Origin of the sequence: Mesorhizobium sp. B2-3-4 (genome assembly GCF_006442315.1) — a bacterium.
Taxonomy (GTDB): domain Bacteria; phylum Pseudomonadota; class Alphaproteobacteria; order Rhizobiales; family Rhizobiaceae; genus Mesorhizobium.
Genome location: NZ_VFVY01000002.1, coordinates 159,129 through 181,156, shown reverse-complemented (window position 1 = coordinate 181,156; position 22,028 = coordinate 159,129). Strand labels below are relative to the sequence as shown.

General features: G+C 65.4%; 20 protein-coding genes. 8 read left to right on the top strand and 12 right to left on the bottom strand.

Annotated features, from left to right (window positions below):
• Window positions 1-3: 3 nt before the first annotated feature.
• Genes FJ967_RS04530 through FJ967_RS04515 form a run of 4 tightly spaced genes read right to left on the bottom strand, consistent with a single transcriptional unit; the run spans window position 4 to window position 4,957 of the window.
• Window positions 4-708: an ABC transporter ATP-binding protein gene (locus FJ967_RS04530; protein ID WP_140730501.1), complete on the bottom strand. Its 705-nt coding sequence runs from the start codon at window positions 706-708 to the stop codon at window positions 4-6.
• 4 nt (window positions 709-712) lie between these two features.
• Window positions 713-1,885: an ABC transporter substrate-binding protein gene (locus FJ967_RS04525; protein ID WP_140730500.1), complete on the bottom strand. Its 1,173-nt coding sequence runs from the start codon at window positions 1,883-1,885 to the stop codon at window positions 713-715.
• 43 nt (window positions 1,886-1,928) lie between these two features.
• Window positions 1,929-3,791 (bottom strand): branched-chain amino acid ABC transporter ATP-binding protein/permease, encoded by a 1,863-nt coding sequence (locus tag FJ967_RS04520; protein ID WP_140730499.1) that lies wholly within the window; start codon window positions 3,789-3,791, stop codon window positions 1,929-1,931.
• The gene (locus FJ967_RS04515) at window positions 3,791-4,957 is read right to left on the bottom strand and encodes an FAD-binding oxidoreductase (RefSeq protein WP_140730498.1); all 1,167 of its coding nucleotides are present in this window, start codon (window positions 4,955-4,957) and stop codon (window positions 3,791-3,793) included. The genes FJ967_RS04520 and FJ967_RS04515 overlap by 1 nt, the downstream gene beginning before the upstream one ends.
• A gap of 154 nt (window positions 4,958-5,111) precedes the next feature.
• Here FJ967_RS04515 and FJ967_RS04510 point away from each other — a divergent pair, with 154 nt between their 5' ends.
• From FJ967_RS04510 to FJ967_RS04490, 5 genes are read left to right on the top strand one after another with little or no spacing between them, the layout of a single operon-like run.
• Window positions 5,112-6,068, top strand: a complete 957-nt coding sequence (locus FJ967_RS04510; RefSeq protein ID WP_140730497.1) for a MurR/RpiR family transcriptional regulator — start codon at window positions 5,112-5,114, stop codon at window positions 6,066-6,068.
• On the top strand, window positions 6,065-6,727 hold the full coding sequence (locus tag FJ967_RS04505) for an isochorismatase family cysteine hydrolase (RefSeq protein ID WP_140730496.1): 663 nt from the start codon (window positions 6,065-6,067) through the stop codon (window positions 6,725-6,727). The genes FJ967_RS04510 and FJ967_RS04505 overlap by 4 nt, the downstream gene beginning before the upstream one ends.
• Window positions 6,724-8,046, top strand: coding sequence for a glutamine synthetase (locus FJ967_RS04500; RefSeq protein ID WP_140730495.1), 1,323 nt, complete (start codon window positions 6,724-6,726; stop codon window positions 8,044-8,046). Before FJ967_RS04505 ends, FJ967_RS04500 begins: the two co-directional genes overlap by 4 nt.
• The gene (locus tag FJ967_RS04495) at window positions 8,046-8,831 is read left to right on the top strand and encodes an N-formylglutamate amidohydrolase (RefSeq protein WP_140730494.1); all 786 of its coding nucleotides are present in this window, start codon (window positions 8,046-8,048) and stop codon (window positions 8,829-8,831) included. Before FJ967_RS04500 ends, FJ967_RS04495 begins: the two co-directional genes overlap by 1 nt.
• Window positions 8,828-10,144 carry an aspartate aminotransferase family protein gene (locus FJ967_RS04490; protein ID WP_140730493.1) on the top strand — a complete coding sequence of 439 codons (1,317 nt, stop codon included), beginning with the start codon at window positions 8,828-8,830 and terminating at the stop codon, window positions 10,142-10,144. Before FJ967_RS04495 ends, FJ967_RS04490 begins: the two co-directional genes overlap by 4 nt.
• Window positions 10,145-10,156: 12 nt before the next feature.
• On the opposite strand, the gene FJ967_RS04485 is transcribed toward FJ967_RS04490, so the two are convergent.
• The 5 genes from FJ967_RS04485 to FJ967_RS04465 form a co-directional block, all read right to left on the bottom strand.
• Window positions 10,157-11,053 (bottom strand): dihydrodipicolinate synthase family protein, encoded by an 897-nt coding sequence (locus FJ967_RS04485; RefSeq protein ID WP_181175668.1) that lies wholly within the window; start codon window positions 11,051-11,053, stop codon window positions 10,157-10,159.
• Between the two features lie 25 nt (window positions 11,054-11,078).
• Entirely contained in the window at window positions 11,079-13,151 is a 2,073-nt protein-coding gene (locus tag FJ967_RS04480; protein WP_140730492.1) for a dipeptide ABC transporter ATP-binding protein, read from the bottom strand.
• Entirely contained in the window at window positions 13,151-14,053 is a 903-nt protein-coding gene (gene opp4C, locus FJ967_RS04475) for an oligopeptide ABC transporter permease (protein WP_246675170.1), read from the bottom strand. Before opp4C ends, FJ967_RS04480 begins: the two co-directional genes overlap by 1 nt.
• Window positions 14,046-15,002, bottom strand: a complete 957-nt coding sequence (locus FJ967_RS04470) for an ABC transporter permease (protein ID WP_140730491.1) — start codon at window positions 15,000-15,002, stop codon at window positions 14,046-14,048. Before FJ967_RS04470 ends, opp4C begins: the two co-directional genes overlap by 8 nt.
• An 86-nt stretch (window positions 15,003-15,088) precedes the next feature.
• Window positions 15,089-16,690 (bottom strand): ABC transporter substrate-binding protein, encoded by a 1,602-nt coding sequence (locus FJ967_RS04465; RefSeq protein WP_181175667.1) that lies wholly within the window; start codon window positions 16,688-16,690, stop codon window positions 15,089-15,091.
• A gap of 209 nt (window positions 16,691-16,899) precedes the next feature.
• Between FJ967_RS04465 and nanR the strand changes: the two genes are divergently transcribed.
• From nanR to FJ967_RS04450, 3 genes are all read left to right on the top strand, one after another.
• Window positions 16,900-17,610, top strand: a complete 711-nt coding sequence (gene nanR / locus FJ967_RS04460; RefSeq protein ID WP_140730489.1) for a transcriptional regulator NanR — start codon at window positions 16,900-16,902, stop codon at window positions 17,608-17,610.
• Between the two features lie 91 nt (window positions 17,611-17,701).
• Window positions 17,702-18,178, top strand: coding sequence for a carboxymuconolactone decarboxylase family protein (locus tag FJ967_RS04455; RefSeq protein WP_140730488.1), 477 nt, complete (start codon window positions 17,702-17,704; stop codon window positions 18,176-18,178).
• Entirely contained in the window at window positions 18,178-19,035 is an 858-nt protein-coding gene (locus FJ967_RS04450) for a sigma-70 family RNA polymerase sigma factor (protein WP_140730487.1), read from the top strand. The genes FJ967_RS04455 and FJ967_RS04450 overlap by 1 nt, the downstream gene beginning before the upstream one ends.
• A 48-nt stretch (window positions 19,036-19,083) precedes the next feature.
• Here FJ967_RS04450 and FJ967_RS04445 read toward each other — a convergent pair whose 3' ends face one another.
• From FJ967_RS04445 to FJ967_RS33650, 3 genes are all read right to left on the bottom strand, one after another.
• Window positions 19,084-20,430, bottom strand: coding sequence for an FAD-binding oxidoreductase (locus FJ967_RS04445; RefSeq protein ID WP_140730486.1), 1,347 nt, complete (start codon window positions 20,428-20,430; stop codon window positions 19,084-19,086).
• A gap of 147 nt (window positions 20,431-20,577) precedes the next feature.
• Window positions 20,578-21,423, bottom strand: coding sequence for an SMP-30/gluconolactonase/LRE family protein (locus tag FJ967_RS04440; RefSeq protein ID WP_140730485.1), 846 nt, complete (start codon window positions 21,421-21,423; stop codon window positions 20,578-20,580).
• Between the two features lie 9 nt (window positions 21,424-21,432).
• Window positions 21,433-22,026, bottom strand: a complete 594-nt coding sequence (locus FJ967_RS33650) for a CoA-transferase (RefSeq protein ID WP_246675168.1) — start codon at window positions 22,024-22,026, stop codon at window positions 21,433-21,435.
• Window positions 22,027-22,028 lie beyond the last annotated feature (2 nt).

Genomic DNA, 22,028 nt, shown 5'->3' with positions numbered 1-22,028 from the left:
TTCTCAAGCTCCCAGATAGGCTTGGCGGACGAGGTCCGAGGAGGCGAGTTCTTTCGCCGTGCCCGACAGCACCACCTCGCCATTGGCAAGCACCACCGCGCGGTCGGCGATTTCCAGCGCGAGCGCCACATTCTGCTCCACCAGGAGGATGGTAAGGCCCTTGCGGCGTAGCTCGGCGATCAGGTCGAAGACGGTATCGATCAGTTGCGGGGCGAGCCCGAGCGAGGGTTCGTCGAGCAGGACCATGCGCGGCTTGCCCATCAGGGCGCGGGCGATGGCCAGCATCTGCTGTTCGCCGCCCGACAAATTGCCACCCTTGACGCGGTGGTAGCGGCGCAGGATCGGAAACAGCTCCAGCATTTCCTCTTCGCGCAGCCTCGCCTCCGCCGCCGGCTGATGCACCGCACCGCCAAGGCGCAGGTTGTCGGCCACGGTCAGGCTGGCGAAGATGCGGCGGCCCTCGGGCACCAGCGCGACGCCCTTGCGAGCGATCGCCTCCGGCGTCAGGCCGGTAATGTCGGCACCGTCGAAGATCACCTTGCCTGACGCCGCCGGCACCAGCCCGGCGACCGCGCCGAGCGTCGAGCTCTTGCCGGCGCCATTGGCGCCGACGAGTGCGATGATCTCGCCGCTGTCGACGGTGAGGTCAACGCGGCGCACCGCCTCGACTTCACCGTAGCGTATCTTGAGGGCTTCGACGCTCAGCATGAGATCACGGCGCCGGGACGTCGGCTGCGTCTGGGATCAGCGTCTCGACATGCTTGCCTTCGCCACCATCGTAACGCATTAGCGCCACGGGCCTGAGCGGCATGCGATTGGTGCCGGCATAGGTGATCTTGCCGGTGATGCCTTCGAAATCCTTGAGGTTGGCGATGGCGTCGCGGACTGCCTTGGGATCGTCGGTGCCGGCGGTCTTGACCGCCTGGTCGAGGATCAGGCCGATCTCGTAACCGTTGACCTCATAGGTCGATTCCGGTGCATGGCCGGCATATTTGGTGAAGGCGGCGTTGAAGGCTTCCAGCTTGCTGCCGGGCTCGGCATAGCCGGCCGCCGTGTAGACGACGCCATCGACCAGCTTGCCGAGAGCCTTAATGGTCGGCGTGCCGATGGCATCGGCGCCGTAGACCGGGATGGTGACGCCGGCGCCGCGCAATTGCTGGATGAAGGCAGGGAAATCAGGCTCGTAGGCCGCCGTCATGATCAGGTCCGGCTTGTCGGCCAGACCCTTGATGTTGGTGATCTCGGCGGAGAAGTCCGGCTGGCCCATGGTGAAGGTGCCGCGCCCGACAACGGCGCCACCCTTCTTCTCGAACACCTTGCCGAAATATTCCGGCAGGTTGGCGGTGTAGGTGGTGTCGGGCGAGGTCAGCAGGAAGACCTTCTTCTTGCCTTCGGACACGGCGAAATCGGCCACGGCCGTCGCCTGCACGTTGTCGGCCGGATAGGTGCCGAACATGACGTCGCCGACGGCACCGGTGAGCACGGGCGCCGAGCCGCACAGGGTGAGCGTCGGGATGCCGAGCGGCTGGGTGAGCTGGCCGGCGGAAATCGAGGGATCGGCGTCGCAAGGCGTGATCATGATCTTGGCGCCGGCGTCGATCAGCTCCTGAGCGACGGTGGCGGTCTGCGCGGTGTCGGAGCGCGTATCCTTGATCATCAGCTTGACGGTGTATTTGCCGCCGAGCCCGCCCTTAGCATTGAGTTCGTCGAGCGCCATGCGCAGGCCGGCAAGCGCCGGCTGGTCATAGGGCGCCAACACGCCGGTCTGCGCGGTCGCGGCGCCGATGATGATCTCCTCGGCGGACGCTGTCGAAACGACGGCGATGGTGGCGCCGGACACGGCCGCGCACAAGGCGGCGCGGCGGAGGCGATAAAGGCTTGGCATGTCGGTTCTCCTTCTGGATTTGTTATCGTTGGCGGTGGCGGTTCTATGCGGTCTGGTTTTCAGCTGTCGCGTGCGCCGTCGTGGCGCGTGCCGTGCGGCTGCCGAGATAGGCGGCGATGACGGCGGGATTGTTCTGGACATCGGCGGGCGTGCCGTCGGCGATGACGCGGCCATGGTCGATGACGACGATGCGCTCGCACAGATTCATCACCAGCCGCATGTCGTGCTCGATCAGCACCACGCCGATGCGGCGCTCGGCACGCACCGCCGAGAGGATCGAAACCAGCTCGGCGGTTTCGACGGCATTCATGCCGGCCGCCGGTTCGTCGAGCAGCAGGAAGCGCGGTTTCAGCGCCAAGGCGCGCGCCACCTCCAACCGTCGACGCTGCCCATAGGCAAGCCTTGCGGCCGGCTGATCGGCAAACTTGTCCAGGCCCATGCGGGACAGCTCGCGCATCGCCGCGGCCTCGGCGCGGCCGAGATCGGGTTCGACCTGGCGGGCGGCGACGACGACATTCTCCAGCACGGTCATGCTCGGGAAAACGCGGATATTCTGGAAGGTGCGGGCAATGCCCGACCGGGCAAAGCGGAAGGCCGAGGCCTCACGCACCGTGCCACCCACCGATACCGTGCCGGCGCTCGGCTTGATATCACCGGCCAGCATGTTGAGCAGCGTCGTCTTGCCGGCGCCATTGGGACCGATGATGCCTGATATGCTGTCGGTCTCGAAGCTCAAGCTGACGTTGTCGACGGCGACAACGCCGGCATAGCGGCGCGACAGACGGTCGGCCACCAGCTTGTCCCCGCCAACCTGCTGCGGCGGCGCGGCCGAAGCCATGTCCGGCTTGCGTCCGGAACGGCGCAGGAGATTGAGTTCGCGCTCGCCGAAGAGACCGGTCGGTCGCCGCCAGATGACGAGGATCATGGCGATGGCGAGCACGCCCTGGGTCAGGCCGAACAGCACCGGCAGATGCAGGCCAAGCACCTCGCCGCCGCCTTCGAAGCGGCGCACGATCTCGATCACCACGATGGTGACGACGACGCCGGCGAAGGCGCCCAGCGAAGACGTCATGCCGCCGACGATCAGCATGGCGAGCATGGTGAAGCCGAGGTCGAAATAGAAATCGCGCGGCGAGAAAGCCCCGAGAAACTGCGCCATCATGGCGCCGGCGGCCATCGCGGCGACCACTCCCGCCACCCAGGCAGCCAGCCGCGCCGTGCGTTGATCGACGCCGACGGCGGCGGCACCGCGCTCGTCATTGGCCGCGGCGCGGCTGGCGAGACCGAAAGAGGTTTCGCGAAACAGCCGTGCCGCCACCAGGGCCACCGAGGCGACGGCGGCGGCTGTCCACAGGCCGACCTCGCGCGGCACGCCGTAGAAAGGCTGGCTGCCGCGGGTGATTTCGCGCCCGGCTACGAGCAGCGTGTAGACGATGATCAGCATGGCAAGCGTGGCGATGGAGGCGCTCGATCCTGTGAGCCGCAGCAGAGGCGTGCCGGTCAGCAGCCCTATGACGACAGCCAGGACCAGCACCACGGCGAGCGCGGCGAAGAAGGAGAGTTCATGCCCGGCGAGAAACTGCGGCAGATCACGCAATGCCGTGCGCTGCAGCGCGGTCGGCATGGTGAGAATGCCGGTTGCATAGGCGCCGAGGCCGACAAAGGCAGCCTGGCCGAAGGAGACGATGCCGCTGTTGCCTGAGAATATCTGCAGGCCAAGCACCGCCGTCAGCATGATCGCGGCATAAGTGACGACGCGCTGCATGGCGACGCCGCCGAAGAAGAAGGCGGCAAGCGCCACCAGCAACAGCACCGCCACCATGCACAAGGCGTCGGCCGTCGCATTGCGGAATGCCGCCGGCATGAAACGGCCTGACTTGCTCTCGCTCATCGCAACGGAAGCCATCACGCGGCCTTGAAGCGGTCGGGCGAAAACGGCGCCAGGATCGGCTGGGCGCCCTCGCTGACAAGTCTGGCAATTGCCTCGCCGACGGCGGGTCCGGTCTTGAAACCATGGCCGGAGGATCCTGCCGAGACGACCAGCCCCTCGACACCGGGCATCCGTCCGATGACGGGCAGGTCGTCGGGGCTCATGTCGTAGAGCCCGGCATAACCGGGCCGAATGCCGAGTTCGGTCATGGCGGGCACGCGGGTGGCGAAGGTCTCGAGGATTTCGACCGATTCGGACTCCTCGACGCCTTCCATGTAGGTGTCGGGATTCTCGACCAGACGTGGACGGCCGGCATGCTCGTGGCGCAGCCCGGTGCCGCCGCCGGCCCAGGTGCCGGCCAGGATGACACCGTCATTGTCGGGCCGCGCGTAGTTGCAGGAAATGTCGTCGCACCAGGCAAAAGGCATGACATGCCGGGCCTTGCCGGCGGCATTGAGCACAGCCATCGGATGGCGCTCGACATGCAGCGGCAGGTCGAGACCGACCGTCGCCAGCAAGCGGCGCGTCCACGGCCCGGCGGCCAGCACGACCGTATCGGCTTCCAGCACCGTCCCATCGGTCAGGGCGACACCGGTGATACGGTCTCCCTTCCTCAGCAGAGCCTCGACAAGCGTGTTCTGCAAGATCTTGGCACCATTGGCCCGGGCGGCACGGGCAAGGGCGTTGGTGGCGCCGAAGGCATCGGCATAGCCATATTCAGGCTCCCAAAGCGCCAGCGCGACATCGTCCAGCGCAAAGCCCGGTGCCGCATCGGCGAAAGCCTGCGGCGACAATGTCTCGATGCGCGCGCCTTCGCCGCGGATGCGTTCGGCCGCCGCTTTCCAGCCCGGCTCATTGTCCTTGCCGCAGACCCACATCATGCCGATTTCGGTCACGAAAGAGCCCTCTCCGGCGATCTCGGGCAACGACACCAATATCTCCCGGCCCCGGATCGAAAGCTGCGACAGTTCCGGCATCAGGTAGAAAGCATGCAGCAGCGCCGACGATTTGCCGGACGGACCGCCGGCGGGATGGGTCTGCTCGATCAGCGTGACGTTCACACCGGCTTTGGCCAGATGATAGGCAGTGCTCGATCCGACGATACCGGCACCGACGACGATGACGTCGTTTCCATTGCGCATGGCTGTTCCCCACAGTCTCTTGGCTGCTTTCGGACAAGCTAAGGCCACTCTTCCAGTAATGTCAACATCTCTTCATTGTTGACCGGAATTAAAATCCCTGTAATAAACTCAACACAACGAGGCTAAGAGCCCAACACGCTTTTCGGGGAGGCCAATGGCGATACGCGATGTTCTGATGCGCGGGGATCTGGCGCTGACGCCGTCGGAAGAGAAGATCGTCCGGCTGCTGTTGACCGACTATCCGACCTCCGGCCTCGGCACCGCTTCGTCGCTTGCCCGGCGCGCCGGCGTCAGCGATCCGACCGTGGTCCGGCTGGTGGTCAAGCTAGGCTATGAAGGGTTTCCGGATTTCCAGGCAAAGCTGCTGGCCGAGGTCGAAGCCAGGCTGCATTCGCCGCTGTTGATGATGGAGACCAAGCGGCAAACCAGCTCCAGCGACAGCGCGGTGCTGGCCTATCTCGATTCCGTCACGGCGGCCCTGCAGAAGGCAACCGCCGCGACACCGGTCCAGACCTACGAGCGGGCCGCGCGCCTGCTGATGGAGGCCAAGGGCGAGATCGTGCTGGTCGGCGGGCGATTCAGCCGCCACATCGCCGGTATGCTGGCCGGATATCTGGTGCAGTTCCGCACCGGAGTCCGCGATCTCGGCGTGCTCTCACCCCAGGCATTCGACACGCTAGCCGATCTCGGCCGCCGCGACGTGCTCGTCGTCTTCGACTATCGCCGCTATCAGCTTGACGTGATGGCCTATGCAAGACAGGCCGCGGCACTCGACGTGCGCATTCTGCTCTTCACCGACCAATGGCTGTCGCCGATATCTGACCTCGCCGAAGTAACCATCGTCAGTCCGCTCGAAGTCGCCTCGCCCTACGACACGCTGGCGCCGGCCATCGCACAGATGGAGGCGCTGACCGCCCACATTGTTTCGACGCTGGGCGACGAGGCACGAGCCCGCATCGAGAGGATCGAGACCGTCCGCCACGCCAATGCGGTGACGCTCGACAGCGACCCGCAAGAGGATGGCGGGCGCCAGACGCCCGGGCCGAGAAAGACAGCTGGACCACGCAAGACACCTGGACCCAAATCAGCAAAGCAGGACCACAAAGCATGACCCAATCCCCGCCCAAGCAGGCCCTACCCAAGCGAGACGAAGCCTTCCGCGCCGGCGAGACGGCACTGCTGCTGGTCGACATGCAGCGCATCTGGCTGGAACCGGGCGCCGATCCCTCGCATCCGGAGCGTGGCCCGGACCATTATTTCTATCGTCAGACATCGTCGCAGACGATCCCGAACCAGGAGCGGTTGCTTGCGGCGGCGCGCGCCAACGGGGTGGAGGTGCTGCACACCATCATCCAGAGCCTGACGGAAGATGGCCGAGATCGTTCGCTCGACCACAAGCTGACGCCAATCCATGTCCCGCCGAGCCTCCCGGAAGGTCTTCCCGTGCCGTCGCTGGCGCCTGTCGGCGATGAGATCATGCTGCCAAAGACGTCGTCCGGTCTCTTCAACTCGACCAATGTCGACTATCTCCTGAAGAACCTCGGCATCCGTTACCTCGTGGTGGTCGGCGTGTTGACAGACCAGTGCGTCGACATGTCGGTGCGCGACGGCGCGGACCGCGGTTACCTGGTCACCTGCGTGTCCGATGCCTGCGCCAGCATCACCCAGGAACGCCATGACCTCGCGCTCAAGGCCTTCGGCGGCTATTGCTGGGTCGCCGATACCGACACCATCGTCGACCGCTTTAACGCCCTGGGAAAACCGGCATGACATCCGCTGTCGAACCCCTCGTCGCGGTTGTCACAACCGATCTTTCCGCGATTACGCGCGGACGCTTCGTTGTCGAAAGCAGACTGCAGAAAACCGCCGCGACAGGTGTCGGCTGGCTTCAGGCCAATCTGTCTATGACGCCGTTCAACTCCATCGTCGACCCCAACCCCTGGGGCTCGTCCGGCGACCTCAGGCTTATCCCCGATCTCAAGGCGCGCTTCCGCACGGAGAGAACCGGAACGGCAACGCCTTTCGACATGGTTGCCGGCGATATTGTCGAACTCGACGGCAGTCCCTGGCTCGGCTGCACGCGCACGATGCTGAAGGACGCGCTGGCGGAGCTGAAGGCCGCAACCGGCCTTTCGGTCATCGCCGCCTTCGAGCATGAGTTTCACATTGCCGATGGCAGCTTCGCGCCGGCGCATTCAATGTCCTTCGCCGCGCTGCGCCGCACCGACCCGTTCGCCCCCAATCTGATGGCGGCACTCGAAGAGGCGGGTGTCGGCCCCGAAGTGGTCATCGCCGAATTCGGCAGCGAGCAATTCGAGGTGACGCACGAGCCGGCCGATGCGCTTGCCGCAGCCGACCGTGCCGTCGCCATCCGCGAGGTTACGCGCGAAGTGGCGCGCAATGCCGGCTGGCGCGCGAGCTTCGCGCCCAAGATCGCTCCCGATGCCGTCGGCAACGGCGTGCACATCCATTTCAGCTTCGTCGATCAGGACGGCAAACCGGTGACCTACGATGCGGCGCGGCCCGGCGGCCTTTCCGCCAAGGCCGGCGCCTTCTGCGCTGGCGTGCTGCGCCACCTGCCGGCGATCACCGCCATGACGGCGTCGAGCGTGTCGTCCTTCTACCGGCTGAAACCGCACAGCTGGAGTTCGTCCTACACCTGGCTCGCCGACCGGGATCGCGAGGCGTCCTTGCGCATCTGTCCGACGGTGACGATCGGCGGGCGCGATCCGGCCCGGCAGTACAATGTCGAATACCGGGCCGCCGACGCCACCGGCAATCCCTATCTGTCGCTGGCGGCGATCATCCGTGCCGGGCTTGAAGGGCTCAAGGCGGATCTGCCCTCGCCGCCGCTGGTGACCGGCGACCCGACGCTGATGAGTGAGGCGGAGCGGGCAAAGCTCGGCCTGGTGCGGCTGCCCGAGACCTTGCCGGCGGCGCTGGATGCGCTTCTCGCCGACAAGACAGTGACCGGATGGTTCGCGCCTGTATTCATCGAGACCTTCGTCGGGCTGAAGCGGCATGAAGCCGACCGCCTCGCCGGCCTTGATCCGGCCGCTATCTGCGATCTTTACCGGACGCTCTATTGATGACCGTGCGGAGCGAAAGAGACTTGCTGCCTCAAAAAGATTGGCCCGACGCCGTCGAAGTCCTCAACGAGCACGGCCGCTCGGATATTGTCCTGCTGTGCGAGCACGCATCCAACCACATGCCGGCGGAATATGGCCGGCTCGGGCTGGATGCGGCCCATCTGCAACGTCACATCGCCTGGGACATCGGGGCCGCGGAGGTGACGCGCCTGTTGTCGGTGCGGCTCGATGCTCCGGCCTTCCTCAGCGGCTATTCCCGGCTGCTGATCGACCTCAACCGGCCATTGGGCAGCGCGGGCAGCATTCCCGTGCTCTCGGAGGACACCGACATTCCGGGCAATACCGGTATCGACACGGCGGAACGGACCCGGCGCGCCGAGATCATGTTTTCGCCGTTCCATGAACGGGTGGCCGGACATCTCGACCGCCGGACGGTCGAGGGCTGGCCGACGCGGATCGTGACCATCCATTCCTTCACGCCGGTCTTTCTCGGCGTCGCCAGGCCATGGCATGCGGGTGTGTTGCATGACCATGCGGCCGACCTCGCCGCGAAAATCCTTTCGGGCCTGCGCACCGACGCCACACTCAATGTCGCGGCCAACGTGCCCTATGTGATCAGCCGCGACGCCGACTACGCGGTGCCCATCCATGGCGATGACCGCGGCATCCCCGCCGTCCTTGTCGAGATAAGGCAGGACCTCCTGGCAACACGGTCCGGCATCGAGGAGTGGGCAGACCGGCTGGCGGCCGCGCTCCCCGCGCATGAAGCGGAGACGGTTTCGTGAGCAATCTCAGCCTGCGCGAGCGGGACGCGGCGTCGATCGCACAGATCGGCAAGCTGCGCTTCTCGCCGCTCAGCGTGATCGGCGGCAAGGGCAACCGGTTGTTCGAGGAAGGCGGCCGTTCGTTGCTCGACCTGTCGGGATCGGCCGGACCGGCGGTGCTTGGTTACGGCCATCCGGCCATCGTCGAGGCGGTTGAAGCCTCGATCCGTGACATGGCGGGCGCCAGCCTGCTGCTCTATCCCAACGAACCCGCCGTCTCGCTGGCGGAGCGGCTGCTGGCGATCACGCCGGGAGACGGCGAGCGTCGCGTCTGGTTCGGTCATTCCGGCTCGGACGCCAATGATTGCGCGGTGCGCGTGCTGCAAGCGGCCACTGGCCGCTCCCGCTTCATCTCCTTCATCGGTTCCTATCACGGCAACCTTTCGGGCTCGATGGGCATCAGCGGCCACACCGCGATGACCCACACGCTGCCGCGCCCGGGCGTGGTGCTGCTGCCCTATCCCGATCCGTTCCGGCCGGCTTTCAGTGGCGAGGACGTGCTGGCCCTGCTCGACTACCAGTTCGAAACTACCTGCCCGCCGCATCAGGTCGCGGCCGTGTTCATCGAGCCGCTGATGTCGGATGGCGGGCTGATCGTGCCGCCGGCGGGGTTCCTGAAAGCGCTGCAGGAGCGCTGCCGCAAACACGGCATCAAGATCGTCGTCGACGAGGTCAAGGTCGGGCTTGCCCGCAGCGGCATGATGCACTGTTTCCAGCATGAGGGGCTGACGCCGGACCTCGTCGTGTTCGGCAAGGGCATTGGCGGCGGGCTGCCGCTGTCGGCCGTGGTCGGCCCGAAGGACATCATGGATCATGCGCCTGCCTTCGCCCTGCAGACGACCGCCGGCAACCCGGTGGCGGCATCGGCCGGCAATGCGGTGCTGAAGACGATCGAGAGCGAAGGCCTGGTCCAACGCTCGGCACGGATCGGCAAACTCTTTTCCGACGCGCTGCGGGCGCTCGGCGAAAAGTACGAGATCATCGGCGATGTGCGCGGGCGCGGGCTGGCGATCGGCGTCGACCTCGTCAAGGACCGCGCGACGCGCGAGCCGGTCGCGGCCACGACGACCGCCAAGATCATCTATCGCGGCTACGAGCTGGGCGCGGCGTTCTCCTATGTCGGGCTGAAGGCCAACGTGCTGGAATTCATGCCGCCGCTGACCTTGACCGAGGGCGAAGTGGCGGAGGGCATCGCGATCATCGATCAGGCCATTGCCGACGTGAATGCCGGCAAGGTGTCGGATGCGGACGTCGCTTCGTTCATGATGTGGTGAGGACGCCGCGGCTCACGCCAGCCACTCCTTGATCGCCGGCGTTTCGAGAACGGCGCGCATGCGATCCTCGGCATCGGCAACCGCCAGCGTCATCGGCGCGCGTGTCGGACCGCAATCGACGCCGATGACGCGGAACGCCGCCTTCATCCCCGGCAGCACACCCGTCTCCAGCAGCGCCTCGACGAAATCCTGCGACACGAGTTGCAGCGCTTTTGCCCGTGCCAGGTCGCCGGCGCGGACCGCCTGGTCGATCGTCACGTAAAGCCTGCCGAGCAGATTGTAGGTGGTGCCGATGCCGCCCTCGCTGCCGAGCATCCCGGCGGCGGCATAGATTTCGTCAAAGCCGTAGTAGAAGAGCTTTTGCGGCTGCCGCTTGCGCAGCAACGCGTATTTGAACAGGTCGGTGGAGGTGAACTTGATGCCGACTACGGTCTTGAGATCGAGCAGCCGGACCAGCAGGCCGAGCGGCAGCGGCCGGCCGGTGCGCAAGGGTATCTCGTAGACGATCAGCGGCAGGTCCGTCGCCGCCGCCAGCGCCTGGTAGTAGCCGAAGACTTCCTCGTCGGAGAACGGATAGGAATGCGGCGGCAGCGCCGACAGCGCGTGATAACCGAGCTTCTGCGCTTGCCGCGCCAAGCGGATGGAGTCGCGCAGGTTGGGCATGCCGACATGGGCGATGAGGTTGACGCCGCTCGCCGCCGCGCCGGAAAAGACCACGTCCTGCTGGGCGAGCAGTTCATCCACCGTCAGCAGGCCGGACTCGCCGCTCGAGCCGCCGACATAGAGCCCGGCCAGTCCCTGGCGCAGCACATAGTCGTTGATGTTGCGCTGGCGCTGCGCATCGAATTCACCGGCGTCGCTCAGTCCGGTCATCAGGGCGGCATACATGCCCGCCAATTGCTTGGTCATGGGGATCCTCGGTTTTCCAGATGTGTCATGGTGTGGCTTGGCCGGCGTGGTGGCAGGCGGCGAGATGCTGGCCGGTGACGGCTGAGCCGAAGTCGCGGGCCTGCGGATCCACCCTGGTGCAGATGTCCGTCGCCAGGGGACAGCGCGGATGAAAATGGCAGCCGGGCGGCGGCCTCGACGGATCAGGCACGGTGCCGCCGAGCACGATGCGGCGGCGCGTGCCGCCCGCCTTCGGATCCGGTACCGGGATCGCCGACAGCAACGCGCGGGTATAGGGATGCAGCGGTGCGCCGAAGACCGCTTGCGTTGTGCCGATCTCGACGATGCGGCCGAGATACATCACCGCGACGCGGTCGCTGAGATAGCGGATCATCGACAGGTCGTGGCCGACGAACAGATAGGTCAGGCCGAGGCGCGCCTTGAGATCGTCGAGCAGATTGACGATCTGCGCCTGGATGGAGACGTCGAGCGCCGAGATCGGCTCGTCGGCGATGATGAATTTCGGATTGGCGGCAAGCGCGCGGGCGATGCCGACACGCTGGCGCTGGCCACCTGAGAGTTCGAACGGATACCGGTTGCGCAGCGCTTCCCTGAGGCCGACCAGCGCCAGCAGTTCGCTGACCCTGATATCGCGTGAGGCGCGCGTGCCGATTTTCTGCGCGCGCAATCCCTCGCCGATGATGCGGCCGACGGTCATGCGCGGGTTGAGCGAGCCGAACGGATTCTGGAACACCATCTGCATGTCACGCCGGCGCCGCGTCAGATCCCCGCCTGTCGCGCCCGCATAATCCCGACCCTCGAACACGATGCTGCCGGCGCTGGGGCGCTCGAGGCCGAGCACCGCACGGCCAGTCGTCGACTTGCCGCAGCCGCTTTCGCCGACCAGGGCGAGCGTCTCCCCGCGCAGCACCTCGAAGCTCACGCCGTCGACGGCATGGACAGCGCCGACCTGCCTTCGCAAGACGCCGCGCCGGATCGGAAAATGCACTTTGAGTTCGGAGACGGTGAGCAGCGGTTCCTGCCTCGGCGCTGCCACTGCGTGCCTTTGCGCAGCGGCTGCGCCAACGCGCCCCACCTCTTTCACTTCCCGCCAGCGCCAGCATGCGGCGGCATGGCCGGCCCCAACGGCCTCCAGCCGCGGCTTTGCCTCGCGGCAGCGTGCCTCGGCGTAGTCGCAGCGCGGCGCAAAGGCGCAGAAAGTCGGGGCCAGCGTGACATTGGGTGGCGCGCCCCTGATCGGCACCAGCCTGGTGTTGCCATCCGTCAGCGACGGGATCGAGTTCAGCAAGCCGATCGTGTAGGGGTGCCTGGTCGCCGAGAACAGGTCGTCGACCGGCGCGGTTTCGACGATCGAGCCGGCATACATGACCGCGACGCGATCGACGAAGCCGGCGACGAGGCTGAGGTCGTGGCTGATCCAGATGATCGCCATGCCGAGCTGCTTCTGCAGGCGCACGACAAGCTCGACGATCTGCGCCTGGATGGTGACATCGAGCGCGGTCGTCGGCTCGTCGGCGATCAGGATCGATGGCTTGCAGACCAGCGCCATGGCGATGCCGATACGCTGCAACTGACCACCCGAGAACTGGTGCGGAAACGCGCGCATGCGCTGCGGCGCGTTGGCGATGCCGACCAGCGCCAGCATGTCGAGCGCCTGGCGTTCGGCCTCTGCCTCGCCCAGCCCCTGGTGCTCGCGCAACGCCTCGGTCAATTGCAGGCCGATGGTCAACACCGGGTTCAGCGACGACATTGGATCCTGGAAGATCATGGCGATGTCGCGGCCGCGTATCTGGCGCAGCTCGCTGTCGGGCATGGCCAGGAGATCGCGGCCACGAAACAGCGCGCGGCCTGATGTGACGCGGCCGGGCGGCTTGCGGATCAGGCCCATCAACGTCTGCACGGTGACCGACTTGCCGGAGCCGCTCTCGCCGACGATCGCCAGCGACTCGCCCTCGGCAAGCTCGAAGGACACATCGTTGACGGCATAGACGGAATTGCCGACGGGGCCGAACTCGACGCTCAGCCCTTGCAGGGAAAGCACCGCCTGCTGTCCCGTCCCTTTCGCGGTCCTGTCCGCGGCAGCGATATCGGCGCTCATCATTTGCCACCCATGATGTGCTGCGGATCGAGCGCATCGCGCAGGCCGTCGCCGACGAAATTGATGCTGAGCACGGCCATCGCGATCATGGCGCCGGGCGGGATCCACATCCAGGGCTGGCTTTCCAGGATCGACAGCGTGCGCGCATCGCGCAGCATGTTGCCCCAGCTTGCCGCCGGCGCCTGGGCGCCGAGGCCGAGGAAGGAGAGCGACGCCTCGAGCAGGATGACGGTCGCCACGTCCAGCGTGATCGCCACCAGGATCGGGCTCAGCACATTGGGCAGGATGTGTTCCAGGATGATGACCGAGGGCGAGGTGCCGAGCGAGCGCGCGGCGAGGATGAATTCCTGGTTGCGCAAGGCCAGTATCTCGCCGCGCGTCAGCCGCGCGATCGACGGCCAGCTCAGCAATCCGATGACCACCATGGTGTTGAAGATGCTCGGCCCGACGACGGCGACGAAAGCGATGATGATGACCAGCCTCGGGAAGGTCAGCACCATGTCGATCAGGCCCATCAGCAACAGGTCGACCTTGCCGCCGAAATAGCCGGCGACGCAGCCGATGAAGATGCCGATCGCGGCCGAGATCGCCACGGCGACGAAGCCGACCGTCAGCGAGATGCGGCCGCCATAGAGGATACGGGCGAAGATGTCGCGGCCGGTGCCGTCGGTGCCCAGCCAGTGCATGCCGCCGGGCGGCTGGTTGCGGCCCCTGAGATCGATCTCGTTGGGGCCGTAATGCGCAATCAATGGCGCCAAGACGCAGGCCGTTACGATGACGGCGAGCATGATCAGGCCGAGCGTCGCCAGGCGGTGGTTGAGGAAGCGGAGCGCGGCCTCGCCCCACAAGCCGCGCGAGGCGCCGGCAGCGACAGTCATGTCGGCAGTGGTGGCCTCAGCCATAGCTCACCCGTGGGTCGAGCACGCTGTAGGCAAGATCGGTGGCGAGATTGGCCAGCATGACGATGATGGCGGTGATCAGCACATAGCCCATGATGACGGGACTATCCCGGTTGACGACGGAATCGATGAACATCAGGCCGATGCCCGGCCACTGAAAAATGGTCTCGATCACCACAGAGCCGCCGAACAAGGTCGGCAGAGCGAGGCCAAAGACGGTGACCAGCGGGATCAGCGCATTGCGCAGGCCGTGGCGCAGCGTGATGGTGCGCGGCTTCAGCCCCTTGGCCTTGGCGGTGCGCATATAGCTCTGGTTCAGTACTTCGAGCATGCCGGCGCGGGCGTAGCGCATGAAGATCGCGGCGCGGAACAGGGAAAGTGCGGCCGCCGGCAGGATCAGGTGCCTGAGATTGTCGAGGAGCGAGAAGCCCTCGCCAGCCGTGGAGATGCCCGACGACGGCAGCCAGCGCAGCTCCAGCGCAAAGACGTAGACGAGCAACAGGCCCATGAAGAAGTCCGGGATCGAGACGCCGACAAAGCCGGCAAGCGTCAGCGAATAGTCGGTGAGCTTGTATTGCTTCAGCGCCGAGATGACGCCGAGGGTGGTGCCGACGACGAAAGCGACGAGCAATGCGACGCCCATCAGCTCCAGCGTCATCGGCAACCGCTCGACGATGATGTCGCCGACGCTGCGGCCATTGACGAAGGAACGGCCGAGATTGCCGTGCAGGATCTGGCCGATCCAGTTGAGGTACTGGATGTAGACCGGCTGATCGAGGCCGAGTTCGCCGCGCCGCATGGCGATCAGTGCCTCGCTCGACGGCGCCTCCGCCGTGATCATCGCCAGCACCGCGTCGCCCGGCATGGCGTGCGCGATGGCGAAGACGATCACCGTGACGCCGAACAGCACCGGGATGCTGAGCAGCAATTTGCGCAGGAGATAGCTGAGCACGGGCCTCTCCTATGGTTGAAGGCGGCTCTGAGACAACGGATCGTGAGGCTCGGTCAGAGCCCCGCGACCGGCAAGGGTATCCGCGGCTATTTCGCCACCTCCCACTTCTCGACCTCGTTGTAGACGGGGTGGTTGAAGATCACGAGTGGCTGTTCCTTGAAGTGCTGCGCGAGGCCGACGATGCGATTGTTGAAAGCAAGCGGACGCACCTCGTTCCACAGCCAGGCCTTGGGCAGATCCTGGTTGAGGATGCGCGAGGCCTCCTGGTAGCTGGCGGCGCGCGTGGCGCGGTCGTTGGATTCGAGCCCCTTGTTGAAGAGTTCGTCGACCTTGGGGTTGCAATAGCCCATGGCGAGCGGCTTGGCGCCGCACACGACAAGCGGCGACCCGAGAGAGGGATCGAGCCCCATGCCTTGCGCGAAGAAGCCCATCTGGAAGCTGCCGTCGGCATAGATCTGGTTGATCGCGGCCGGATCGAGCAGGCGCGGCTGGATGTTGACGCCGACGGCGGCCAGATAGCTCTGGATGGCGGTGACGGTGTCGACGTTCATCTGGTCGGAGTAGTAGTAGATGAAATCGACCGGCTGGCTCGCATCCCAGCCGGCGTCGGTGAGCAGTTGCTTGGCCTTGTCGGGATTGTAGTCGTAGGGTTCCAAGTCCTTGGCGCGCGCCCAATCCTGCGGGAACAGCGTGTTCAAGAGTTCGCCGGCGCCCTGCTTGACGGTCTCGATGATGGCCTTGCGGTCGATGGCGTAGAGCATGGCCTGGCGCACGCTCACATCGGCAAAGCGCTTGTTCTCCAGATTGAACTGCAGGTAGGTCGGCAGGCCGGCGGAGAATTTCGGCAGCACGGTCAGGTAGTCGAGCTTCTGAAGACGTGGGAGCTCGGATATCGGCACGCCGCCGCCCTCATAGGACATGGCGTCGACCTCCTGCGTCTCGAGCGCGGCGATGATCGGCGGCACATCCTTGTAGATCTGGTAGATGATGCGGTCGAGCTTCGGCGCGCCTAGGAAATAGTCGGGATTGCGGTCGACCTCGACATACTGGTCGCTCTCATATTTCTTCCACACGAACGGGCCGGTGCCGACGCGGTTGACCCAAAAGGCATTGCCCTTGATGTCGGCGGGCGCGACCTTGCCCAGAATGTGCTCGGGAAAAATCGAGATGGCGATGAGCTGCAACTCGACCCAGAGCGGCTTGGCGCTGTCGAGTTCGATCTGAACAGTGTTGTCATCGAGCGCCTTGACCCCGGCCAGCGACGTGGCTGAGCCGTCCTGGAAAGCCTTGTATCCGGCCACGGCGGAAAGCTTCTGCGCCCAGGGCGAGCCGACCTTGGGATTGGCGTAGAGATTGAGGCTGAACACGACGTCCTTGGCGGTAAAGGGCTGGCCGTCATGCCATTTGACGCCATGGCGCAGATTGAAGACGTAAGTCTTGCCGCCGTCGCTGGTCTTCCAGCTCTCGGCCAGCATCGGCTGCACGCCATCGCCCGTCCACTTGATGTGGACGAGGCCCTGCAGCACCGTCTCGTCGAGCCGATGGCCGCAAGTGGTGTGCAGCGTACCCATCTCGATGCAGCCAGTGCGCATGGCGGAGCGGAACGTGCCACCATCCGCCGCCCTGGCGACACCGGCCGCGAACATCAGCGCCAGCACCGGCACAAGGCTCATCAACAGTCGTCTCATGGACTTCTCCTCCCTTGCGTTTGTCGCATCGGCGTTCCGTTGCCGGCCGGGCCGAGACTGGGGGCGGCACGCCCTCTTTTCAGGCGGCCTGATCCAGGCTTCTCGCCCTTGAACCACCGGTGCTCCTCGGCAAGCGGCGGCCTCTTCCATCCCTTGGTTGCGCAAGTCCTCGCTTGCGGCGACTGGTCTAATAGCTTAAAAGGTAGACCATGCACAATATGCCGGTTCGAAAAAAATTGTCCGACGAAGTCCGCCTCCGCCTGGAGGCGATGATCCGCGACGAGGTCTACCCGGTCGGCGCGTCGCTGCCGTCCGAGCGCGAGCTGATGTCGATGTTCGATGTCGGCCGCCCCTCGGTGCGCGAGGCGCTGTTCGCGCTGGAAAAGATGGGGCTGGTGCGCATCAACAGCGGTGAGCGGCCAAGGGTGACACGGCCGACACCGAAGAACATGCTGGAGCAGTTGACGGGCACCGCGCATCTCTTGATGGACCAGCCCGACGGCATCGGCCATTTCGAGCAGTTGCGCCTGTTCCTCGAAGTCTCGATCGCGCGCCATGCCGCCGAGACGGCGAGCCGTGAGCAGATCGACGCGCTTGCGGCCGCACTTGCCGAAAACGAACGCGCCATCGCAAGGGCCCGCGCCTTTGCCGTCACCGACGTCGCGTTTCACCGCGTGCTGACGGCCATTCCCGGCAATCCGATTTTCCTCGCCGCGCACGAAGCGCTGGTGGAGTGGCTGATCAACCAGCGCATCCACATGGCCAACACCGAGCTCGAAAACCGCATCAGCTTCGCCGGCCACAAAGCCGTGTACGAAGCCATCGAGCGGCGCGATCCCGAAGCTGCCGGCCAGGCAATGCGGCAACATCTGGAAAACGCCCGGCGCAAGTTCAATTCGGGCCAGGCGAACCCGGACTAGCCCGTCCGCGTAGAAATAAATCCGGCTTGCATGTCACATCAGGCAAGCCCTCACTCGTCATGTGGTCGGCACCAACAGAAGGAAGCCAGACATGACCGCAAAAATCGACCTTTTCGCCGCCGCCCCTTCGCTGATGAAGAGCTGGCAGCGCTCCTCGATCGAACTCGCCGCCGCAGCAAGCCTCGAGCATAGCCTGAACGAACTGGTGAAGCTGCGTGCCTCGCAAATCAACGGCTGCGCCAACTGCATCAACCTCCACGCCACCGAGGCGCGCGAGAACGGTGAAACCGAGCAGCGCATCTATCTGCTGCCGGCCTGGCGCGAAGCACCATGCTACAGCGCCCGTGAACGCGCCGCGCTGGCCTGGACCGAGGCCTTGACCCGGCTCTGCGAAGACACCGGCCGCGCCAGCGCTTATGAAGAGCTGAAGGCGCACTTCACGGAGGAGGAGCAGATCAAGCTCACCTTGACGATCAACATCATCAACGGCTGGAACCGCATCGCCGTCGGTTTCGGGCTCTATGCCGACCCGGCCGCCGTAAAGGCCGCCCGGGTGGCCGCGGCTTGATGGCCGGTTCCACAGCGGAGGATGACGCAGCGGTCTTCGGCCCGCTGCGTCCGAAGCTGATGCGCGTCGCCTACCGCATGCTTGGTTCGGTCTCGGACGCCGAGGACGCCGTGCAGGAGGCCTTCATCCGCTGGATGAAGGCCGATCGCGGCGCGGTGCGCGAACCCGAAGCATTCCTGCGCCGTACAGTGACGCGGCTTTGCCTCGACCAGCTCAAATCCGCACGCCGCAAACGCGAGACCTATGTCGGTCCCTGGCTTCCGGACCCGATCGTCGAGGAGGACGAGGTGGAAGACGTCACCTTGCCCCTGATGCTGGTGCTGGAACGGCTGTCTCCGCTCGAACGGGCGGCCTTCCTGCTGCACGACGTGTTCGGTCTGGGATTTGAAGAAGTCGCGGCGGCAATCGAGCGCGACCCGGCGGCTTGCCGCCAGCTCGCGGCCCGGGCGCGCGGCCATGTCCGTGAGGCGCGACCTCGTTTCACGGTCGAAAGGCGGCATGGCCTCGAGCTTGCCGAAGCCTTCTTCGCAGCCTCGCGCAGCGGCGACATGAAAGCGCTTGGCGCCATGCTGAGCGCCGATGTCAGCGCGCATGCCGATGGCGGCGGCAAGCGGCCCGCGGCCACCGAGCCGGCGCTGGGCTTCGATGCGGTCATGAAGCAATATGAGCAGGTGGCGGCCCGGTTGCGCACGCATGGCTCGAAGCTCATCCGCGTCGGTTTCATCAACGGTTTGCCTGGCTTCGTCACGCTGGAGGCCGACGGTGAATTCCAGACCACCGCGCTCGACATCGAGGACGGCAGGATCGCGGCCATCTATGTCGTGCGCAATCCCGACAAGCTCAGGCACCTGCACTAGGGCATGGCCAGACCGGACATGTCGTCCCGACCGGCGCTAGTATCCTGTCTAAAGCGATGGTCCCAGCTGGATCGGGCTGCCATCGCTGAAACGGGACTGGCGGAACCTGTGCAGATTGTGCCCGGTCCCGTTGCCCTGGATCAGATCGGCCAGGACGCGGCCCATGCCCGGGCCAATGCCAAAGCCGTGGCCGCTCATCCCAGTCGCGATGACGAGGCCCGGAATCGCGGCGGCGCGATCGACCACAGGCACGACATCCGGCATCGCATCGATCATGCCGGCCCAGGTCGCCCTAAGCGGCACCGCCGCGAATTGCCGGAAAAGCCCCTTGAACTCACGGTCGATGGCGCGCAGGGCCTTGGCCTCGGGGGCAGGATTGAGAACGCGCATCCTTTCGAATGGACTCTCTTTGTCGGCATCCCATTTGCGCGGAGTGGACCAGGCGTCCGGATAGGCGCAGGGCGCCACCGGGCGGTAGCGTGTGCCGAAAGGGTTTGCCTTCAGGGCGGGCAGATATTTCGGCGCGTGACGCAATGCATCCGGCCCGACATAGAGAAGGTGGCTGCCTCCCGCGGCAAGCGTGTATCCACCGTCCTTTCTGCGCCGGAAGGCGATGTGTTCGTCGGCGGCGGCGCCCGCATGGATTTCCGGCATCGGCGCGGTCGCCGCGACGGTCGTGCGGACGCTGAGTTGCGGAATCGAGACGCCATGGGCACGCAGGAAAAGCGACGTCCAGGCGCCGCTGGCGACAAGCACGTTCGACGTGGCGATGCGGCCTTTTTCGGTCCAGACCCCGCTGACGCGCCCTGCCGAGATATCGAGCATGCGTGCCGCGCAGTTTTCGACGATGGTGACACCCGCACGCGCGGCAAGGCGGGCAAGCGCCGGCACCGCGACCCAGGGCTCGGCACGCATGTCCGACGGCGTGGTCATGGCGCCCTTGAAGGCACGGGACATGGCGGGGATCAGCCTCGCGGTCTCGCCCTGGTCGAGAAGACGCGTGTCGACGTCATGCGCCTTCGCGATCTTCAGGAACTTGGCGAAATCAGCCATTTCCTTGTCGGTGCGCGCAAGATAGGTCACGCCGGTCTGCGTCAGGCCGATGTCCTCGCCGCACTCTTCGGCCAGTTGGCGCCAGAGACGCTGTGCCTCGATGACGATGGGCAGTTCGTCGGCATCGCGCCCCTGCTGCCGGATCCAGCCCCAGTTGCGCGAGGATTGTTCCGCGGCGACACGTCCCTTTTCCAGCAAAGTCACGGATATCTTGCGCCGGGCCAGGAACAGCGCCGTGGTCACGCCGATGATGCCACCGCCGACAACCACCACGTCCGACGTTTTTGGCAACGGCGCCTGAAATTGAACCGGGCTTGCTTCGGTGAAAGGGAAGATCGTCAAAGGGTCATCCTTTTCGTGAGCGCGACCTTGCCTCGATGACTGGCCCGCGTGCCACGTGAAGTGCGTGGACGAGCACTACACGACCCGTCTGGAAAACCTGCATGCCAGCTCGATGAAACTATTGACCAACCGCCGAGGCAGTCATGGTTAGCCCCGCACGTCCGGGAGCCCCGCCAGATCGATCTCGGTGATGTGCCAGCGGCCAAGGTTCGCGGTGTAGAGCTTGTCGCCCTTGAAGGCGATGTTGGTCGGGTGCGCCAGCGTGGTCGCCGCCGGATCCTCGATCAGCATTTCAAGGCCTCTGTCCTGATGCCAGCGATAGATGCGGCTTGGCTCGTAGCACGAGATGAACAGCGAACCGTCAGACGCGAAGGCGAGGCCATCGGGTACATTGCGCACGCCTTTGATGACTATTTTTCGAGGACCTGCCGTACCGTCGGCAAGGATCGGCACATGGCTGATGCAGGGGGCGTCGCTTTCGACGACATAGAGGCCGTCGCCATCCGGCGCCATGGCCATGCCGTTGGCGAAGGACATGGTGTCCCGGCACCAGGGGTCACCCTCGCCGGTTCCGAGATCGTAGCGGAAGATGCCCGAACGATTGTCTTCACCAACGCTGTCCGACACATAGAGCCAGCCCCTGGCTTCATCGACGATCGGATAGTTCGGCACGCGTATGCCTGACGACGCGAAGCGCTCCATGCGACCTGTCACAGCGTCCCAGCGGAAGATCGCGGCATGTTTCAGATCACAGGCAAAGCAGTTGCCCGCGCTGTCGAAAGCGATGCCGAGCAGAAACCCATCCGTGCCGCCCATACGCTGGACCGAGCCGCCATCGGCGGCCAGCCGCAAGAGGTCACCGGTTTCGGTGCCGCACCAGATCGAGCCATCGTGGTGGACGGCCACGCCCTCGGGATGGGCGACACGCGGGCTGGTGAAGATGCCGTCGAAGAAGACGCGCGCGGCCGACATGTCGAGCAATGGCTTGTTCATGAACGCTCCTCAGCTTGCGATCGGCAATCCCTGCGCGGCAACGCAGCGCTCGACCACCGCGCGGTCGGCCTCGAGTATCTCGGCGATGAGCGCGCCGCGCTCCTTGGCGCTGACGAATTCCAGGCGGCGCAGGCCAAGTGGATCGATGCGATCGCGCAGGACCGCGAGCGTATCGCTGGACGGCAACGAGACCTCGCGGCAATCGGCATCGAAGGTCACGGCAAATCCGGTGGCATCGCGGATCTGCTGGCGCGTGACGCCGGGCATGGTTTCGATGACGGCCAACTCCCTCGTCCCCTCGTCGAGCCGGAAGACGCAGAGATCGGTGAAGACCAGCGCCTTGCCGGTGCGATAGCCCATCGGCTCGCGTTCGGCCGGCGTCAGCAATCCACGCGCCGAACTGACAATCTCGACCTCGTCGACCAACGACTGGATCGAATGGCGGGGGACGTAAAGCAAATAGTCTCGATGCATGTTTGCGACATCGGCCATGCCGCCCTGCCCCGGCAACCGGATCGAGCCGCCGCTCGGCTTGCGCAGCGCGATGGTGTTGACGCGGCCGCGCCGGTCGACCTGCGCGGCGCCGACGATCTCATGGGTCACGG

What these genes read in the sequence shown, in the direction of transcription:
- FJ967_RS04530 (WP_140730501.1), bottom strand. Translation starts at nt 708, where the DNA reads ATGCTGAGCGTCGAAGCCCTCAAGATACGCTACGGTGAAGTCGAGGCG.
- FJ967_RS04525 (WP_140730500.1), bottom strand. Translation starts at nt 1,885, where the DNA reads ATGCCAAGCCTTTATCGCCTCCGCCGCGCCGCCTTGTGCGCGGCCGTG.
- FJ967_RS04520 (WP_140730499.1), bottom strand. Translation starts at nt 3,791, where the DNA reads ATGGCTTCCGTTGCGATGAGCGAGAGCAAGTCAGGCCGTTTCATGCCG.
- FJ967_RS04515 (WP_140730498.1), bottom strand. Translation starts at nt 4,957, where the DNA reads ATGCGCAATGGAAACGACGTCATCGTCGTCGGTGCCGGTATCGTCGGA.
- FJ967_RS04510 (WP_140730497.1), top strand. Translation starts at nt 5,112, where the DNA reads ATGGCGATACGCGATGTTCTGATGCGCGGGGATCTGGCGCTGACGCCG.
- FJ967_RS04505 (WP_140730496.1), top strand. Translation starts at nt 6,065, where the DNA reads ATGACCCAATCCCCGCCCAAGCAGGCCCTACCCAAGCGAGACGAAGCC.
- FJ967_RS04500 (WP_140730495.1), top strand. Translation starts at nt 6,724, where the DNA reads ATGACATCCGCTGTCGAACCCCTCGTCGCGGTTGTCACAACCGATCTT.
- FJ967_RS04495 (WP_140730494.1), top strand. Translation starts at nt 8,046, where the DNA reads ATGACCGTGCGGAGCGAAAGAGACTTGCTGCCTCAAAAAGATTGGCCC.
- FJ967_RS04485 (WP_181175668.1), bottom strand. Translation starts at nt 11,053, where the DNA reads ATGACCAAGCAATTGGCGGGCATGTATGCCGCCCTGATGACCGGACTG.
- FJ967_RS04480 (WP_140730492.1), bottom strand. Translation starts at nt 13,151, where the DNA reads ATGAGCGCCGATATCGCTGCCGCGGACAGGACCGCGAAAGGGACGGGA.
- opp4C (WP_246675170.1), bottom strand. Translation starts at nt 14,053, where the DNA reads ATGGCTGAGGCCACCACTGCCGACATGACTGTCGCTGCCGGCGCCTCG.
- FJ967_RS04465 (WP_181175667.1), bottom strand. Translation starts at nt 16,690, where the DNA reads ATGAGACGACTGTTGATGAGCCTTGTGCCGGTGCTGGCGCTGATGTTC.
- nanR (WP_140730489.1), top strand. Translation starts at nt 16,900, where the DNA reads ATGCACAATATGCCGGTTCGAAAAAAATTGTCCGACGAAGTCCGCCTC.
- FJ967_RS04455 (WP_140730488.1), top strand. Translation starts at nt 17,702, where the DNA reads ATGACCGCAAAAATCGACCTTTTCGCCGCCGCCCCTTCGCTGATGAAG.
- FJ967_RS04450 (WP_140730487.1), top strand. Translation starts at nt 18,178, where the DNA reads ATGGCCGGTTCCACAGCGGAGGATGACGCAGCGGTCTTCGGCCCGCTG.
- FJ967_RS04440 (WP_140730485.1), bottom strand. Translation starts at nt 21,423, where the DNA reads ATGAACAAGCCATTGCTCGACATGTCGGCCGCGCGCGTCTTCTTCGAC.